The organism is Azospirillum sp. UENF 112521 (assembly GCF_058780665.1).
Window position 1 is genome coordinate 247,869 of record NZ_JBSNCI010000002.1, and the last position, 14,887, is coordinate 262,755.

A 14,887-nucleotide genomic window follows, 5' to 3' on the forward strand; every position below is an offset into this window, starting at 1 on the left:
GGGAAAGGCGCTATCGTTCGCACCCCAACAGCAATCTAGATAGCAGGGGTTCGGCCGTGACGCTTCTGTTCTGCTCCGCCAGCGACAGCGCCGAGGATTGGCGCCGGGAAATCGCCCGCCATCTTCCCGGGCTGGAGATGCGCGTCTGGCCCGAGACCGGTGACGTCACCGACATCGAGGTCGCCGTGGTTTGGAAGCCGCCGGCCGGAATGCTGGCGACCCTGCCCAACCTGAAGCTGATCGTGTCGCTCGGCGCCGGGGTGGAGCCGATCCTGCTGGATCCGACCCTGCCGGACGTGCCGCTGGTGCGCATGGTGGCGGACGGGCTGACGGCGGACATGGCCGGCTACGTCGTCTTCCAGGTACTCTATTGGCACCGGCTGATGGACCGCTACGCCGCCCTCCAGGCCGAGACGCGGTGGGAGCAGCTGGACCATCGTCCGGCGTCCGAGGTGACCGTCGGTTTCCTGGGGATGGGCGAGTTGGGGGCGGCGTCGGCCCGCACGCTGCGGACGCTGGAATACCGGCTGATGGGCTGGAGCCGCAGCCCCAAGAGCATCGAGGGGGTGGAGAGCTTCTCCGGTCCCGACGGGCTGGCGGCGATGCTGCCGCAGTGCGATGTGCTGGTCTGCCTGCTGCCGCTGACCGACGAGACCCGCGGCATCATGAATGCCCGGCTGTTCGCCGCCCTGCCCAAGGGGGCGGTGGTCATCAACGCCGCCCGTGGCGGGCATCTGGTCGAGTCGGACCTGCTGGATGTGCTGGAGAGCGGGCATCTGCGCGGTGCCAGCCTGGATGTCTTCGCGACGGAGCCGCTGCCGGCGGACCATCCGCTCTGGCGCCATCCGAAGGTCCGCGTCACCCCCCATGTCGCCGGGGTCACCCACCCGTCGCTCTGCGCCGGGCAGGTGGGCACCGCGGTGACGGCGCTCCGCGAAGGCCGGCCGATCCCCAATCTGGTGGACCGCAGCCGGGGTTATTAAGACCCTTTGGCGCCGTCCCGGCCCTTACAGCATCTGGACGGCGATCACCGCCAGCAGGGCCGCGATCACCCACAGGGCGGCGCGGTCCGAGCGGCGGCGGGCTTCCCAGCCGTTCAGCATCTGGCGGACGGTCTGCGGGTGCAGGCGCACGCCGCCTTCCGAAATGTCGCGGGTTACCCGCTCCGCCTCGCTGACCAGGGCGGGGATGCGGCGGACGGTGGACAGGATGGCGCCGGCATCGTTGATGAACTGCGCCTCCGGTCCGCGGTTCTCGCGCATCCACTCCTCGATCAGCGGCCGGGCCAGCTCCCACATGTTGATGTTGGGATTCAGCAACCGGCCGACGCCCTCCGCCGTCAGCATGCTCTTCTGAAGAAGGAGCAGTTGCGGCTGGGTTTCCATCTCGAACTGTTCGGTGACGGCGAACAGCTGGGCCAGCAGCCGGCCGACCGAGATGTCGGCCAGCGGCTTGTTCTGCAACGGCTCGCCGATGGCGCGGCAGGCCTGGGTGAAGATCTCGATGGACTGGTGGCGCGGCACGTAGCCGGCCTCGAAATGCACGACGGCGACCCGGCGGTAATCGCCGGTCAGGAAGCCGATCAGCATGTCGGCGAGGTAGTAGCGCGTCTCGCGGTCCAGCCGGCCCATGATGCCGAAATCGACGGCGGTGATGGTGCCCTGTTCGTTGATGAACAGGTTGCCGGGATGCAGGTCGGCGTGGAAGAAACCGTCGCGGAAGACCTGGTTGAAGAAGCTGGCCGAGGCCATCGCCAGGATCTCGTCCCGGTCGAAGCCGGCGGCGGAGATGCGGGCGGGCTCGTCCACCTTGAAGCCGCGGATGCGCTCCAGCGTCAGCACCCGGCCGCCGGTGCGCTCCCAATCGACCTTCGGCACGTTGAAGGTGACGTCGTCCTTGAAGTTCGACGCCAGCTCCGACGCGGCGGCCGCCTCCATCCGCAGATCCATCTCCAGCCGCGAAGTGCGGGCGAAGGTGTCGACGATTTCGATCAGGCGCAGCCGCTTCAGCCTGGGCAGGACCCATTGGGCGAGCGCCGCCAGCCGGTAGAACAGGTCGATGTCGCGCTCGAAGGCCTGCTCGATGCCCGGGCGCAGCACCTTGACCGCCACCTCCTGCCCGTCGGCGGTAACGGCGAAATGGACCTGGGCGATGGAGGCGGCGGCGACCGGCTTGTCGTCGAAGCTCTGGAACAGCGCCTGGACCGGCTGGCCGAACTCCGCCTCGATGATGGCGCGGGCCTGATGGGCGGGGAAGGGCGGCAGCTTGTCCTGCAACTCGGCCAGATCGACCGCCATCCGCTCGCCGACCAGATCGGAGCGGGTGGAGAGCAGCTGGCCCAGCTTGATGTAGGTGGGGCCGAGTTCGGCCAGCGCGCGGGCCAGCCGTTCGCCCTCGCGGCCGGGCACGCCCTTGCGGGCGACCCGGCGCCACAGCCAGAGCAGGCCTGGGGCGGTGCCGAGCAGGCTGGTGGGCAGGGCGTCGTGACGGGCGACCGTCCGGCCGATGACAGCCATCCGGATCAGGTTGCGCAGGATGCGGAACACGGGAGCTTAAATCCGCCAGCCGGAATGGATGGCGGCGATGCCGCCCGACAGGTTGCGCACCCGCACGGCACCGAAGCCGGCCGCCTCGATCCGCCTGGCCAGATCGGCCTGCTGCGGGAAGCGGCGGATGCTCTCGGCCAGATAGCGGTAGCTCGCCTCGTCCTTCGCCACCACGCGGCCCATAAAGGGCAGCACCTGGAAGGAATAGACGTCGTACAGCTCGCGCAGCACCGGCAGCACGACGTGGCTGAATTCCAGGCAGTAGAACTTGCCGCCGGGCTTCAGGACCCGGTGGGCCTCCCTGATCGCCTCGTCGATGCGGGTGACGTTGCGCAGGCCGAAGGCGATGGTGTAGGCGTCGACCGAGCGCGGGGCGATTGGCAGCCGTTCCGCGTCGCCGACCGTCCATTGCACACCGGACAGGATGTTGCGGTCGATGGCGCGGTCGCGGCCGACCCGGACCATCGCCTCGGTGATGTCGCAGACCACTGCGGCCCCGCCGCCCTTCTTGAGGAAGCGGAAGGCGATGTCGCCGGTGCCGCCCGCCACGTCGAGCAGGGTCATGTCCGGCTTGGGCGCCACCATCTCCATCAGCGTGTCCTTCCACAGCCGATGGATGCCGCCCGACATCAGGTCGTTCATCAGGTCGTAGTTGGTCGCCACGCTGTCGAAGACGGCGCGGACCAGCCCGGACTTGGCGGACGGATCGACGGGGGTGAAGCCGAACCAGTTGCCTTCGGCACCGGACGCGGGTTTTTGCGGGTCGGGGATGCGGTCGCTCATGGCCGGGAAGATAGCGCGGGCAGGGGCCATGCGCCAGCGGGGGCGTGCAATGCGGAAGTTGCTGCGGCGAATGGCGTAGGGCGGATGGGGCGCCGGCCGGGAGGTGTCCGCGATGGAACGGCGTGAAACAGTTTTCCGTGTCTGTTCCATGGGGTGCGGTTGGGCGGTGGGCCGGCGACCCGGTGGGGGATGGAACAGGGTGAAACAGTTTTCGGCCGATGTTCCATCTGCTGCTCCCGCTAAAATGGGTAGGTGCTAAATCCTAACATGAGTGCGGGTCGAGGAGGAGGATGTCCGGCAAACCATGCGGCTCCCGATCCTAAGTCTTGCCGCTCATCCCGCGACCCACTCCCACATCCCCCTTGCATCCAGCCGTCCCCGCGCGTATAAGCGCAGCCTTCCACGGGCGGCGAGGCTGGGCCGGAAGGCTCAGGGCATGCCCACCCGTCCGTTGGAATTCCGCCTCATTTCCACCCAGGAAACGAAAATGCCCAAGCTGAAGACGAAGAGCGGCGCCAAGAAGCGCTTCAAGGTGACCGCCACGGGTAAGGTCCGCGCTCAGGCCGCCTACAAGCGCCACTGCCTGGAACAGAAGTCCCCGAACATGAAGCGCAACGCGCGCGGCATGATGACCCTGTGCGACTCCAACGCCCGCACGGTGCTGAAGAACTGGCTGCGCAACGCCTGATCTCGGCACATCTAGAATTTCGGAAGGACTGAACCATGGCTCGTGTTAAGCGCGGCGTCACGACGCACGCCCGTCACCGCAAGATCCTGAAGCTCGCCAAGGGCTACCGGGGTCGCAACTCCAAGAATTTCCGCATTGCGGTCGAGAAGGTCGAGAAGGCGCTTCGTTATGCCTACCGCGACCGCCGCAACAAGAAGCGCGATTTCCGCGGCCTGTGGATCCAGCGCATCAACGCCGGCGTCCGTCAGTACGGCTTGACCTACTCGCGCTTCATCAACGGCATCAAGCTGGCCGGCATCGAGATCGACCGCAAGGTCCTGTCCGATCTGGCCGCGCGCGAGCCGGAGGCCTTTAAGACCTTGGTGGACCAGGCCCAGGCCGCGCTCGCCTCCAAGGCCGCCGCGTAACGCGCCTCGCGTTCCCCGAACTCAAGGGAACGCTTGCCGTCACGGCGTCAGTTGTAAGAGAAGGGAGCCGGGCCGCTGGGCCGGCTCCCTTTTTCTTTTTGCACCGTTTTCTTCCCCACGCTTGCCGGGAACCGCCATGCTCGACGCGCTGAAAGACGAACTTCTGTCGCAGGTCAACGCCGCCGCCGACCTCTCGGCGCTGGACGAGGTGCGGGTCTCCGCGCTCGGCAAGAAGGGGCGCATCACCGGCTTCATGAAGGAGCTGGGGAACCTCACGCCGGACGAGCGCAAGGAGCGCGGTCAGGCGCTGAACGCGCTGAAGGACGAGATCGCCGCCGCCATCGACGCGCGCAAGGCCGACCTCGCCGCCGCCCACCTGAAGGCCCGGCTGGAGGCCGAACGGGTCGACGTCACCCTGCCGGTCCGCCCGGAGACCGAGGGACGCATCCACCCGATCAGCCAGACGATGGACGAGATGATCGCCATCTTCGCCGAGATGGGCTTCTCGGTCGCCGAAGGGCCGGACATCGAGGACGATTTCCACAACTTCACCGCCCTGAACTTCCCGCCCGGCCACCCGGCGCGCGACATGCACGACACCTTCTATCTGCCCGATGCCGGCGATAAGAAGATGCTGCTGCGCACCCACACCAGCCCGGTGCAGGTCCGCACCATGCTGAACAACAAGCCGCCGATCCGCATCATCGCGCCGGGGCGCACCTACCGCTCCGACTACGACATGACCCACACCCCGATGTTCCACCAGATCGAGGGGCTGGTCATCGACGAGGCGACCAACATGGGGCACCTGAAAGGCTGCCTCGTGGAGTTCTGCCGCGCCTTCTTCGACGTGGACGATTTGCCGCTGCGCTTCCGCCCCAGCTTCTTCCCCTTCACCGAACCGTCGGCGGAGGTCGATATCGGCTGCTCCCGCAAGGGCGGCGAGCTGAAGCTGGGCAATTATGGCGACTGGCTGGAGATCCTCGGCTGCGGCATGGTCCACCCGAACGTGCTGGAAGCCTGCGGCATCGACAGCACCCGGTACCAGGGCTTCGCCTTCGGCATGGGGGTGGAGCGCGTGGCGATGCTGAAATACGGCATCCCCGACCTGCGCACCTTCTTCGAAGCCGACCTGCGCTGGCTGAAGCATTACGGCTTCGCCGCCCTCGACATTCCCAACATCGCCCACGGCCTGACGCGCTAAGGAGCCGGACCCATGAAGTTCACGCTGTCCTGGCTGAAGGACCATCTGGAGACCGACGCCTCGCTCGACCAGATCACGGAAAAGCTGACCGCCCTCGGGCTCGAGGTCGAAGGCATCCAAGACCGGTCGAAGGAGCTGGCGCCCTTCCGCGTCGCCCATGTCGTCTCGGCCGAAAAGCACCCGGACGCCGACAAGCTGCGCGTGCTGATGGTCGATACCGGCGCCGGCACCCTGCAGGTGGTCTGCGGCGCCCCGAATGCGCGCGCCGGCATGAAGGGCGTCTTCGCGCCGGAAGGGACCTATGTCCCCGGTTCCGACATCACGCTGAAGAAGGGCGTCATCCGTGGCGTCGAGTCGAACGGCATGATGTGCTCCAAGCGCGAGCTGAAGCTGTCGGACGAGCATGAGGGCATCATCGAGCTGCCGGACGACGCGCCCATCGGTGCCGCCTTCGCCGACTATGCCGGGCTGAACGATCCGGTCATCGACATCAACCTGACGCCCGACCGCGCCGACTGCGCCGGCGTGCGCGGCATCGCCCGCGACCTCGCCGCCGCCGGCATGGGCACGTTGAAGCCGCTGACCGAGGGGCGGTTGAACGCCACCCCGGTTCCCGGTTCCTTCAAGAGCCCGATCGGGGTCGAGATCGAGTCGCTGGACGCCTGCCCCTATTATGTCGGCCGCTACTTCCGCGGGGTGAAGAACGGCCCGTCGCCGCAGTGGCTGCAGGACAAGCTGACCGCCATCGGCCTGCGTCCGATCTCCATCCTGGTCGACATCACCAACTACATCACCTTCGACGTGTCCCGCCCGCTGCATGCCTTCGATGCCGACAAGGTGAAGGGTGGCATCGTGGTCCGGCTGGCGCGCGAGGGCGAGACCCTGGCGGCGCTGAACGGCAAGGAATACCCGCTCGACCCGGCGATGACGGTGATCGCCGACCATGAGCGGGCCGAGGCGCTCGGCGGCATCATCGGCGGCGAGACGTCCGGCTGCACCGAGGAGACGACCAACGTCTTCCTCGAAGCCGCGATTTTCGACACCGTCCGCACCGCTCAGACCGGCCGCCGGCTGGGGGTGGAATCGGACGCCCGCTACCGGCTGGAGCGTGGCGTCGATCCCGCCGCGGTGGTCGAGGGGATCGAGCGGGCGACCCGTCTGATCCTCGATCTGTGCGGCGGCGAGGTGTCGGAGATCGTGACTGCGGGGGCCGAGCCGGAGTGGAAGCGCACGCTGACCCTGCGTCCGGGCCGCGTCGCCGCGCTGGGCGGCGTCGAGCTGCCGCGCGAGCGCCAGGAGCGGATCCTGACCGACCTTGGCTTCTCCCTTGAGGGCGAGGATGCCGAGGGCCGTCTGATCGTCGGCGTTCCGTCCTGGCGCGCCGACGTCCATGGCGAGGCCGATCTGGTCGAGGAGGTGCTGCGCGTCCATGGCTTCGACGCCATCCCGGCGACGCCGCTGCCGCGCGAGACGGTGCTGACCCGCCCGGCCCTGACGTTGAAGCAACGCCGTGTCGCGCTGGCCAAGCGCACACTGGCCGCCCGCGGCCTGTCGGAGGCGGTGACCTGGTCCTTCCTGTCCGGCCCGGTCGCCGCGCTGTTCGGCGGTGGCGAGCCCGGCCTGCGGCTGGTCAACCCGATCAGCAGCGATCTCGACGTCATGCGCCCGTCGGTCCTGCCCAACCTGATCCAGGCCGCCGGCCGCAATGCCGACCGCGGTTTCGCCGACGTGCGCCTGTTCGAGGTCGGGGCGGCCTTCCGCACCCCGGCGCCGGACGGGCAGGATACGGTCGCCGCTGGCATCCGCGCCGGTGCGGCGGTGCCGCGCCATTGGTCGGAGAAGGCCCGCGGGGTCGACGTGTTCGACGCCAAGGCCGATGCGCTGGCGGTGCTGGAGGCGGTCGGCGCCCCGTCCGCCAACCTGCAGGTCACCACCGATGCGCCGGGCTGGTACCATCCCGGCCGGTCCGGCGTGCTGCGACTCGGGCCCACCGTGATGGCCCGCTTCGGCGAGATCCATCCGTCGGTGCTGGACGCGCTGGGCGTCAAGGGGCCGGTCGTCGGCTTCGAGGTGATGCTGGACGCCGTGCCGCTGCCCAAGAAGAAGGGCGGCACCGCCAAGCCGATGGTCCAGCTCTCCGCCTTCCAGCCGGTGGAGCGCGATTTCGCCTTTGTCATCGACCGCAAGGTGGAGGCCGACAAGATCCTTCGTGCCGTCAAGGGTGCCGACAAGGCGCTGGTCAAAGATGTCGCAGTCTTCGACGTCTATGAAGGGCCGGGAGTGGGTGAAGGCCGCAAATCGGTCGCCGTGTCGGTCACCTACCAGCCGACCACCGCAACCCTGACCGACGAGATGATCGAAGCCGTCGGTCAGAAAATCGTCGCTGCGGTGGTCAAGGCGACCGGAGGAAATCTCCGCGCTTGAGAAAAACCCTCAAGGGTTGAAATTACCGTTATGTAAGAGACAGGGCCTCCGCTTCGGCGGGGGCCCTTTTCGTTTGTCCTACCTGAAGGATTCACGAAAGGCTCCTTCACGATAGCTCACCGCGCAATCATATGATGAATTGCTGATTGATGAATCTCGAGTGCATTCGCTAAGGGAAAACCCTGAGGCTGTTTGTTTCAATTCAATGTTTGACGCCAGGACGTTGATCTGTGGGAAGGTTGGGGGTCAGGATTGTTCGCCCCCGGTGGACCCACGATGTGTTCGATGTCACGATTACGGCACAGGCGATGCGTGCATTGCCTTGGCAAGTCGAATGCCCATCACACTGCAAGCGACGAAGCGGGGGAAGTCTATGGTTGATCCAGCAGACGGTCAGGCAACCAAACCGGAGTCCGGCAGGCCACTCATCCTGGTGGTGGACGACGACCGCTCGATCGTCGAGGGGCTGGCGATTTTGTTGGACGGCTGGGGGTACGAGGTGGTGAAGGCGCTCAGCGCCGCCGCGCTGGAGGCACAGCTGGGTGGGTTGGGCCGGGTGCCGAACCTGATCATCGCCGACCATTACCTGCCGGCCGGCCGTACCGGACGCGAGGTGGTGGAGCGTGTCCGCAGCGAAACCGGGCAGCAGATCCCGGCCATCATCCTGACCGGCGACAGCACGCCCGAACGCCGCGACGAGGCCCAGCTCATGGGCTGCGAATTGCTGCTGAAGCCGGTTCAGGTCGGGCCGCTGCGCCAGGCGGTCGAAGCGCTGTGCAGCCGGTAGGATTGCGGCCTGTCGGACCAACGGAGTCCGAGTGAGGGCGACGTTGCCGCAACAGGCACGTCAGGAAGCCGGTCCTGCCGCGGAACGGGGCAGGTCGACCTCCGGCAGCACGGCGAGGAAGGCATCGACCACCGCCGGGTCGAACCGCAGGCCGGCCAGCCGGCGGATTTCATCCACGGCGTGATCGCGGTCCAGCGCCGGACGATAGGGCCGGTCACGCGTCATGGCGTCATAGGCGTCGGCAACGGCGACGATGCGGGCGCACAGCGGGATCGCCGCCCCGGTGCGGCCGTCGGGATAGCCGGTCCCATCCCAATTCTCGTGGTGCCAGCGTGCCACCGCCGCCCCCAGATGAAGATGGGTCGGGCCGTCGGCCAGATGGCTCGCCTGGTTCAGCAGGCTGGCACCGGCCACCGTATGGGCCTGCATGGCGCGGCGCTCCGCCGCATCGAGCGGGCCGGGCTTGGACAGGATCGCCGGGTTCACCGCCGCATTGCCGATGTCGTGCAGAATGGCCGCGAGGCCGATGATCTCCAGCGTCGAGTCGTCCAGCGTGTCGGCGAAGAGACCGTCGGCATGCAGGCGGCGGGCGATCCGTTCAGTGATCGCGGCGATGCGCAGCGACCGGCTGAACCGGTCGTCCTCCGCAGCAGCCGCGTCCATTCCAGCGCAGGCTGCCCCATCCCTGGCAGGCCCGTCGGGGGTCAGCGCGCCGCGGCCGCGCTCGGCCAGATCGGCCAGCGCCGCCAGCGTGCCCTGCTGGGCGCGGTAAAGCTGCTCGTAATGGTGCAGATTGTCGAAACCAACGGAAATCTTGCCACAGAACACCTCGATCAGCTTGCGGTCCAACTCCGACAGCGGCCGGTTGGAGCGCAGGTAGACCACCGTCTCCCGGTCGTTCGGCGTGCGGATGTAGAGGGTGCAATGGTCGCCGGCAAAGACATGCGCCCGCTTTTCCAGGCAGGCGGTCACCGCGGCCAGCACCGCCGGATCGACATGGCCCGCAGCGGGTTCGTTGATGAGATCCTCGAACCGGCCAGATCCGGCCAGCACATAGAGGCCGTTGCCGGTTGCGGCCTCGACCGGCCGGTTGCTGCTACCCGGGGTTCCGGCACCGCCGCGCTGCACGCACAGGATGGCGTCCGGCCCCACCCCCAGCAGGCCCGACAGCTGGGTCAGAACCCCGGCGGCGAACAGCTTCATCGAGCGGGCGCGGAACAGCGACGACGACGCCTCGATGATCTTCTCCAGGCCACGGCGGTTGGCGTCGATCGCCACGATGTCCTCGTAGGAGCGGAGCGCCGCGACCGTGGTGGTGAACAGCTGCTGGGCGGTCAGCTGGGTCTTCGCCTTGTAGTCGTTGATGTCGTAATCGAGGATGACCGCCCGTTCCGGCGCCTGTCCCGGCTGGCCGGTGCGCAGGATGATGCGCACGTTGCGGTTCTGCAGCTCTTCGCGGATGTGGTGGACCAGCCGCAGGCCGGCATCCTCGGTCTCCATCACCACGTCGAGCAGGATCAGCGCGATGTCGCGCTCGCGCGCCAGGATCCGCCGGGCCTCCGCCGCCGAATGGGCGGACAGGAAGCGGGCCTTGCGGCCCTTGAAGGCGAAGTCGGACAGCACGAGCTTGGTGATCGCATGGACCTCCGGCTCGTCATCGACGATCAGCATGGTCCAGCGGCTGCCGGGCGCCTCCTCGGCGGCAGCGCCGTCTTCGGGGGCGTCCTCCGGGGCGGCATCGTCGAGGAAGACCAGATCCTCGTCGGCCAATTCGGGGGCCGATTCGGGGGCCGGCCCGGCTGCCGGATCGGTGCGGGGGTCGTCCTCAGGTCCGGTCGGGTCGGCGTCGGTCATGGCTCTTCAATCGCGAAAGGGTCATGAGGACGGGCTTGGCCGGCCCGCATGGCGGTCACTCATCAAAACGTATCCAGCTCGATCACCGTACAATCGAGCGCGCGTTGCGCCAACGTGCCGCAGGCGGTGTCGACCTGCAAGCGCGTGAAAGGGGCGACGCCGACCTCGTACAGCAACCGGCCCTTGCGGAACACCGGCCAGACCATCGCCGGCAGGTCGCGATAGGCGCTGCCCGGCCCGGCGGTGAACTCCTTCCAGGCGCGCAAGCCCTCGGCGTAGCTGACATATTCGCCGAGCTTGATGCCGTAGAGCATGCCCGGTTCGACCGGCGGCATCCCCGGCAGTGGATAGGGCGCGGCCACTCCGACCAGCCCCTGGACCGGCGCCAGCGCGCGGGTGCCGGCGGGCAGGGCCAGCGTCGCCTCGCCATCGGCGGCACCGATCAGCGCCACCACGTCGCCCTTGCGCAGGGTGAAGCTGCGCCGCTTGCGGTTGGCCAGGATCTCGGTTGCGGAAATCGGGCCGGCGGCGACGACATAGCCCTCCGCCGGGGTCTGCGCCGCCTTGTCCCAGGCCGCCCGCGGGACGACCGCGGCGCTGCGGTGGGAGGGAGGGGCATCCGCCGGCTGGTTGGCGGCGGGCTTGGGCGGCCGCGGCCCTTCGCCGCCGATTGCCGGCCGTCCGGTGACCATCAGCGCCGGGTCCAGCGAATCGGCAGGGACATAGCCGATGGGCTGGCCGCCGATGGCGATCTCCGTCCAATAGGTGCCGCGCGGCGTGCCGAGAGCGTTGAGCGCCTTGCCCTGCTTCAGCGTCATGACGATGCGGGCATCCTCGCTGGGGCCGATCCGCACCTCGATGTCGCGGTTCAGCACCACCTCGCCGGTCAGCGGGGCGCCGATGGCGACGGGGCTCTGCGCCCAGGCCGGCGGGGTTGCTGCAACACTGCCGGCACAGGCGAGGACAAGGGCGAGCGCTGGGAGGAGGCAACGGGGCGGCACGGCGATCATTGGGCGGCTTCCCTGGCAGTCACCTGTGAGGCATGGGGTGGCTTCCGGCGGCCCAGCAGCTGGCCGCCGACGAGGTCGTGGATCGCGTCGGCCAGCAGCCGCACCGGCTTGGGCGCCGTGCCGCGGGCGCGGTGCAGGGCGATGTCGACGTCCGGCAGGTCGGGAAAGCCCTCCGCCGCACCGATGCGGCGCAGGCTGGGCGGGACGGTGCAGGCCTCCATCGCCGTCACCCCCAGCCCGCCCATCACCGCGCCATGGACGGCGACGACGCTCTTGCTGGTGAAGGCGACGCGCCAGTCGCGTCCCATCCCGTCCAGGGCGGCGACCGCGATGTCCCGCACGACGCAGCCCTTGGGGAACAGCGCCAGCGGCAGCGGATCGAGGCTTTCCACCGGACGGCAACCCGGCGCGGGGTCGAGCGGCGGGGCGACCCAGGACACCGGCTCCTGCCGCACCAGCTCGCCGCCGGCCTCGCCGGCCTTGCGGGTGATCAGCGCCAGGTCGTAGCGGCCCTTCTCAATCTCCGCCACCAGATCGGGGCTGTTGTCGCAGACGACCTCGACCATCACGTCGGGATAGGCGGCGTTGAAGCGGGCCAGGATCTCCGGCAGCAGCATGGTGGCGTAATCGTCGGGCGTGCCGATGCGCACGCTCGCCACCGTCGGGCTGCGGTGCATCAGCGCCAGCACCTCGTCGTTCAGGGTCAGCATGCGCCGGGCATAGGCCAGCAGCACCTCGCCGTCGCGGGTCATGCGCACGCCGTGGGTGTCGCGTTCGAACACGCGCTTGCCCACCGTGTCCTCCAGCCGGCGCACCTGCTGGCTGACCGCCGCCTGGGTGCGTCCCAGCCTTTCGCCGGCGCGTGTGAAGCTGGCGCTGTCGGCCACGGCGACGAAGGCGCGCAGCAGGTCGGTGTCGAGATTGGCGGGCATGTCGGGAACCGGAAGTTGCCGCTTATTCAAGCAGAGCGCCGGCCCGTCCGCAACGGCGCGGTCATTACGAACCGTGATGACACCATAATGCCTATTCGTTTCCAAGGGATTGGCGCACCCCCCATTGTCGGCCTCCGACCCCCTTGGAGTTTCCGATCATGTCGCTGTTCGCCGCCTGGACCGGCACGGTTCTCGGTGCCGCCCGCCTGGAGCCGCCGGCCATCCCCACCCCGGCCGTGCCGGAACCGCGGCGCTTCCGCCTCGCCTACAATCCGTTGCCCTCGGCCGGGCCTGCGTTGGGGTATCGCCTGACCGTGGAGCACGCGCCGTCGTCGGTCCGGTCGCCGCTGCCAATTCCGGGTCGCCAGCGTCTTGAGAAGTAAGCGGCCCGCAGCCTATCCTGCCGCCGATAACTATGCCGGCAGGAGTGGGCGATGGGGCGGGTCTATGTGCTGTACACCGGGGGCACCATCGGGTGCGTGACCAATCCCAACGGGGCGCTGGCGCCGGTGCCGGGCATGGAGTTCGAGCGGCTGGCCCTGTCGGTGCCCGGCCTGTCCGACCACCGGGTGAAGGATTATCCGGACCTGGGCTGGACCATGGACTGGTTCGACCGCACGCTCGACAGTTCCAACATGACGCCGGCGGACTGGGTCGCCATCGCCCGGCGGCTGCTGTCGGTCTATGACCAGTATGACGGCTTCGTCGTGCTGCACGGCACCGACAGCATGGCCTACAGCGCGTCGGCCCTGTCCTTCCTGCTGCCCGGCCTGTCGAAGCCGGTGGTGTTCAGCGGATCGCAGGTGCCGCTGTCCTTCACGCTGAGCGATGCGCCGGCCAATCTGGTCGGCGCCATCGTGGCGGCCGGCACCCTGCCGGTGCCGGAGGTCTGCGTCTATTTCGACACCAAGCTGCTGCGCGGCAACCGCTCGTCGAAGGTCGACGCCAACCGCTTCGCCGGCTTCGATTCCCCCAACTTCCCGCCGCTCGCCACCATCGGCAGCGTGGTCGCGCGCAACGAGCCGCATTGGCTGCCGATGCCGGACACGGGTGTCTCGCTGGCCGGGCCGGACAACCGGGACAAGCGGATGGCGGCGCTGGACGCCCTGCCGGCGGCGCTGGCGGGCTTCTCCGTCGTCATGCTGTGGCTCTATCCCGGTATCCGCGCCAGCACGGTGTCGGCGATGCTGACCGGCACCAGCCCGGCGGCGAAGGGGGCGATCGTGCTGGCCTACGGCGAGGGCAACGGCTCGACCGATCCGGACTTCCTCGACACGCTGTCGGCGGCGGTGAAGGCCGGCGTCGTGCTGATGGACAACACCCAGGTGCAGCGTGGTGCTGTGCTGCCCGGCGCCTATGCGACGGGCCTCGGCGCCGTGGGGGCGGTCGGCGCCTATGACATGACGCCGGAGGCCAGCTACGCCAAGCTGGTCTGCCTGTTCGCCGCCGGGCTGGACGTTGCGGCGGTCAAGGCGGCGATGCCGGTGCCGCAGGCCGGCGAACTGACGGTGATCGGGGACTGAGCGCCTGTCCGAAGGCGGAGGCCGATGGCGCTCCGCCTTCGGTGACGGCTTACTGGCCCATGCCGGGCTGGGCCGGGGCCATGGTGCCGCGGTTCATCGTGCCGTTCCCCATGGTGCCGGTGCCCATGGTGCCCTGGTTCATCGAGCCGTTGCCCATCGAACCCTGGTTCATCGTGCCCTGGTTCATCGAGCCGGAGCCCATGCCGCCGTTCATCGAGCCGCCCATCGAGCCGCTCCCCATCTGGCCGCCCATGGCGCCGCCGGTCGAGCTGCCGTAGCCGGTGTTGGCCTGGCTGCTGTACTGGGCGAGCTGCTGAAGCTCCATCTGGTCCTGCATGACGACCACTTGGCGGCCGCGCCGCTCGAAGGAGGCGGGAGGCAGCATGACCGACTGGCCGGACTTGGCCAGCTTCAGTTCGACCATGGTCTGGCCGTCGGCGCCGGTGGTGACGTTCTGGATGGTGCCGGCGACGGGGCCGCCATGGCGGTGGACCACCCGCTTGCCGATCATGTCCCGGCTGGCCTGGACGTCGCGGGCGCCGGTGTCCATCGTGCCGTTGGCGACGGCGTTGGACCTGGCGGACCCGCCGGTCTGGGTCTGACCCATCTGGGCGTGGCCAGGCGCGGCGACGGCCATCAGCATCAGGGCCGGAACCGCGGCGGCGAGAAACTTGCGCATGTCATCCTCCCGGATAGAACCAAAAACAGGGGAGGCGCCGCGCAGGAGCG

Annotated in this window: 14 protein-coding genes; 8 read left to right on the forward strand and 6 right to left on the reverse strand. The window is 68.5% G+C overall.

Annotated elements, in window-relative coordinates:
- The first annotated feature begins 56 nt into the window (after window positions 1–56).
- A complete protein-coding gene (locus tag ACWPN8_RS03300) occupies window positions 57–983 on the forward strand; it encodes a 2-hydroxyacid dehydrogenase (protein ID WP_492239901.1) in 927 nt (308 codons plus the stop codon).
- A 24-nt stretch (window positions 984–1,007) separates the two neighbouring features.
- Here ACWPN8_RS03300 and ubiB read toward each other — a convergent pair whose 3' ends face one another.
- Together ubiB and ACWPN8_RS03310 are read right to left on the reverse strand one after the other, a co-directional pair.
- The gene (gene ubiB, locus ACWPN8_RS03305) at window positions 1,008–2,546 is read right to left on the reverse strand and encodes a 2-polyprenylphenol 6-hydroxylase (protein WP_492239902.1); all 1,539 of its coding nucleotides are present in this window, start codon (window positions 2,544–2,546) and stop codon (window positions 1,008–1,010) included.
- Window positions 2,547–2,552: 6 nt separating this feature from the next.
- Window positions 2,553–3,329 carry a class I SAM-dependent methyltransferase gene (locus tag ACWPN8_RS03310; protein ID WP_492239903.1) on the reverse strand — a complete coding sequence of 259 codons (777 nt, stop codon included), beginning with the start codon at window positions 3,327–3,329 and terminating at the stop codon, window positions 2,553–2,555.
- Between the two features lie 487 nt (window positions 3,330–3,816).
- Here ACWPN8_RS03310 and rpmI point away from each other — a divergent pair, with 487 nt between their 5' ends.
- The 5 genes from rpmI to ACWPN8_RS03335 all read left to right on the forward strand — a co-directional run bounded on the left by rpmI (window position 3,817) and on the right by ACWPN8_RS03335 (window position 8,839).
- Window positions 3,817–4,017, forward strand: coding sequence for a 50S ribosomal protein L35 (gene rpmI / locus ACWPN8_RS03315; RefSeq protein ID WP_012975158.1), 201 nt, complete (start codon window positions 3,817–3,819; stop codon window positions 4,015–4,017).
- Between the two features lie 35 nt (window positions 4,018–4,052).
- Window positions 4,053–4,424, forward strand: a complete 372-nt coding sequence (rplT, locus tag ACWPN8_RS03320) for a 50S ribosomal protein L20 (protein WP_098740681.1) — start codon at window positions 4,053–4,055, stop codon at window positions 4,422–4,424.
- Window positions 4,425–4,560: 136 nt separating this feature from the next.
- The gene (pheS, locus tag ACWPN8_RS03325; RefSeq protein ID WP_109448541.1) at window positions 4,561–5,628 is read left to right on the forward strand and encodes a phenylalanine--tRNA ligase subunit alpha; all 1,068 of its coding nucleotides are present in this window, start codon (window positions 4,561–4,563) and stop codon (window positions 5,626–5,628) included.
- Between the two features lie 12 nt (window positions 5,629–5,640).
- Window positions 5,641–8,052: a phenylalanine--tRNA ligase subunit beta gene (pheT, locus tag ACWPN8_RS03330; RefSeq protein WP_492239904.1), complete on the forward strand. Its 2,412-nt coding sequence runs from the start codon at window positions 5,641–5,643 to the stop codon at window positions 8,050–8,052.
- Window positions 8,053–8,425: 373 nt separating this feature from the next.
- Complete coding sequence (locus ACWPN8_RS03335; RefSeq protein WP_109448537.1) at window positions 8,426–8,839, forward strand: response regulator; 414 nt, start codon at window positions 8,426–8,428, stop codon at window positions 8,837–8,839.
- 60 nt (window positions 8,840–8,899) lie between these two features.
- Here the strand turns inward: ACWPN8_RS03335 and ACWPN8_RS03340 are convergent, their stop codons facing one another.
- From ACWPN8_RS03340 to ACWPN8_RS03350, 3 genes are all read right to left on the reverse strand, one after another.
- Complete coding sequence (locus ACWPN8_RS03340; protein WP_492239905.1) at window positions 8,900–10,693, reverse strand: DUF3369 domain-containing protein; 1,794 nt, start codon at window positions 10,691–10,693, stop codon at window positions 8,900–8,902.
- Between the two features lie 62 nt (window positions 10,694–10,755).
- Complete coding sequence (locus tag ACWPN8_RS03345; protein WP_492239906.1) at window positions 10,756–11,703, reverse strand: SH3 domain-containing protein; 948 nt, start codon at window positions 11,701–11,703, stop codon at window positions 10,756–10,758.
- Window positions 11,700–12,635 carry a LysR substrate-binding domain-containing protein gene (locus ACWPN8_RS03350; RefSeq protein ID WP_109448533.1) on the reverse strand — a complete coding sequence of 312 codons (936 nt, stop codon included), beginning with the start codon at window positions 12,633–12,635 and terminating at the stop codon, window positions 11,700–11,702. Before ACWPN8_RS03350 ends, ACWPN8_RS03345 begins: the two co-directional genes overlap by 4 nt.
- Window positions 12,636–12,793: 158 nt before the next feature.
- On the opposite strand from ACWPN8_RS03350, the gene ACWPN8_RS03355 reads away from it, so the two are divergent.
- A complete protein-coding gene (locus ACWPN8_RS03355; RefSeq protein ID WP_146208061.1) occupies window positions 12,794–13,018 on the forward strand; it encodes a hypothetical protein in 225 nt (74 codons plus the stop codon).
- 51 nt (window positions 13,019–13,069) lie between these two features.
- The gene (locus tag ACWPN8_RS03360; protein WP_492239907.1) at window positions 13,070–14,158 is read left to right on the forward strand and encodes an asparaginase; all 1,089 of its coding nucleotides are present in this window, start codon (window positions 13,070–13,072) and stop codon (window positions 14,156–14,158) included.
- A 49-nt stretch (window positions 14,159–14,207) separates the two neighbouring features.
- Here ACWPN8_RS03360 and ACWPN8_RS03365 read toward each other — a convergent pair whose 3' ends face one another.
- Window positions 14,208–14,837 carry a hypothetical protein gene (locus ACWPN8_RS03365; RefSeq protein WP_492239908.1) on the reverse strand — a complete coding sequence of 210 codons (630 nt, stop codon included), beginning with the start codon at window positions 14,835–14,837 and terminating at the stop codon, window positions 14,208–14,210.
- Window positions 14,838–14,887 lie beyond the last annotated feature (50 nt).

Coding starts and splice junctions, on each gene's coding strand:
- ACWPN8_RS03335 (WP_109448537.1), top strand. CDS start 8,426: ATGGTTGATCCAGCAGACGGTCAGGCAACCAAACCGGAGTCCGGCAGG.
- rplT (WP_098740681.1), top strand. CDS start 4,053: ATGGCTCGTGTTAAGCGCGGCGTCACGACGCACGCCCGTCACCGCAAG.
- ACWPN8_RS03340 (WP_492239905.1), bottom strand. CDS start 10,693: ATGACCGACGCCGACCCGACCGGACCTGAGGACGACCCCCGCACCGAT.
- pheT (WP_492239904.1), top strand. CDS start 5,641: ATGAAGTTCACGCTGTCCTGGCTGAAGGACCATCTGGAGACCGACGCC.
- rpmI (WP_012975158.1), top strand. CDS start 3,817: ATGCCCAAGCTGAAGACGAAGAGCGGCGCCAAGAAGCGCTTCAAGGTG.
- ACWPN8_RS03360 (WP_492239907.1), top strand. CDS start 13,070: ATGGGGCGGGTCTATGTGCTGTACACCGGGGGCACCATCGGGTGCGTG.
- pheS (WP_109448541.1), top strand. CDS start 4,561: ATGCTCGACGCGCTGAAAGACGAACTTCTGTCGCAGGTCAACGCCGCC.
- ACWPN8_RS03350 (WP_109448533.1), bottom strand. CDS start 12,635: ATGCCCGCCAATCTCGACACCGACCTGCTGCGCGCCTTCGTCGCCGTG.
- ACWPN8_RS03355 (WP_146208061.1), top strand. CDS start 12,794: ATGTCGCTGTTCGCCGCCTGGACCGGCACGGTTCTCGGTGCCGCCCGC.
- ACWPN8_RS03310 (WP_492239903.1), bottom strand. CDS start 3,329: ATGAGCGACCGCATCCCCGACCCGCAAAAACCCGCGTCCGGTGCCGAA.
- ACWPN8_RS03365 (WP_492239908.1), bottom strand. CDS start 14,837: ATGCGCAAGTTTCTCGCCGCCGCGGTTCCGGCCCTGATGCTGATGGCC.
- ACWPN8_RS03345 (WP_492239906.1), bottom strand. CDS start 11,703: ATGATCGCCGTGCCGCCCCGTTGCCTCCTCCCAGCGCTCGCCCTTGTC.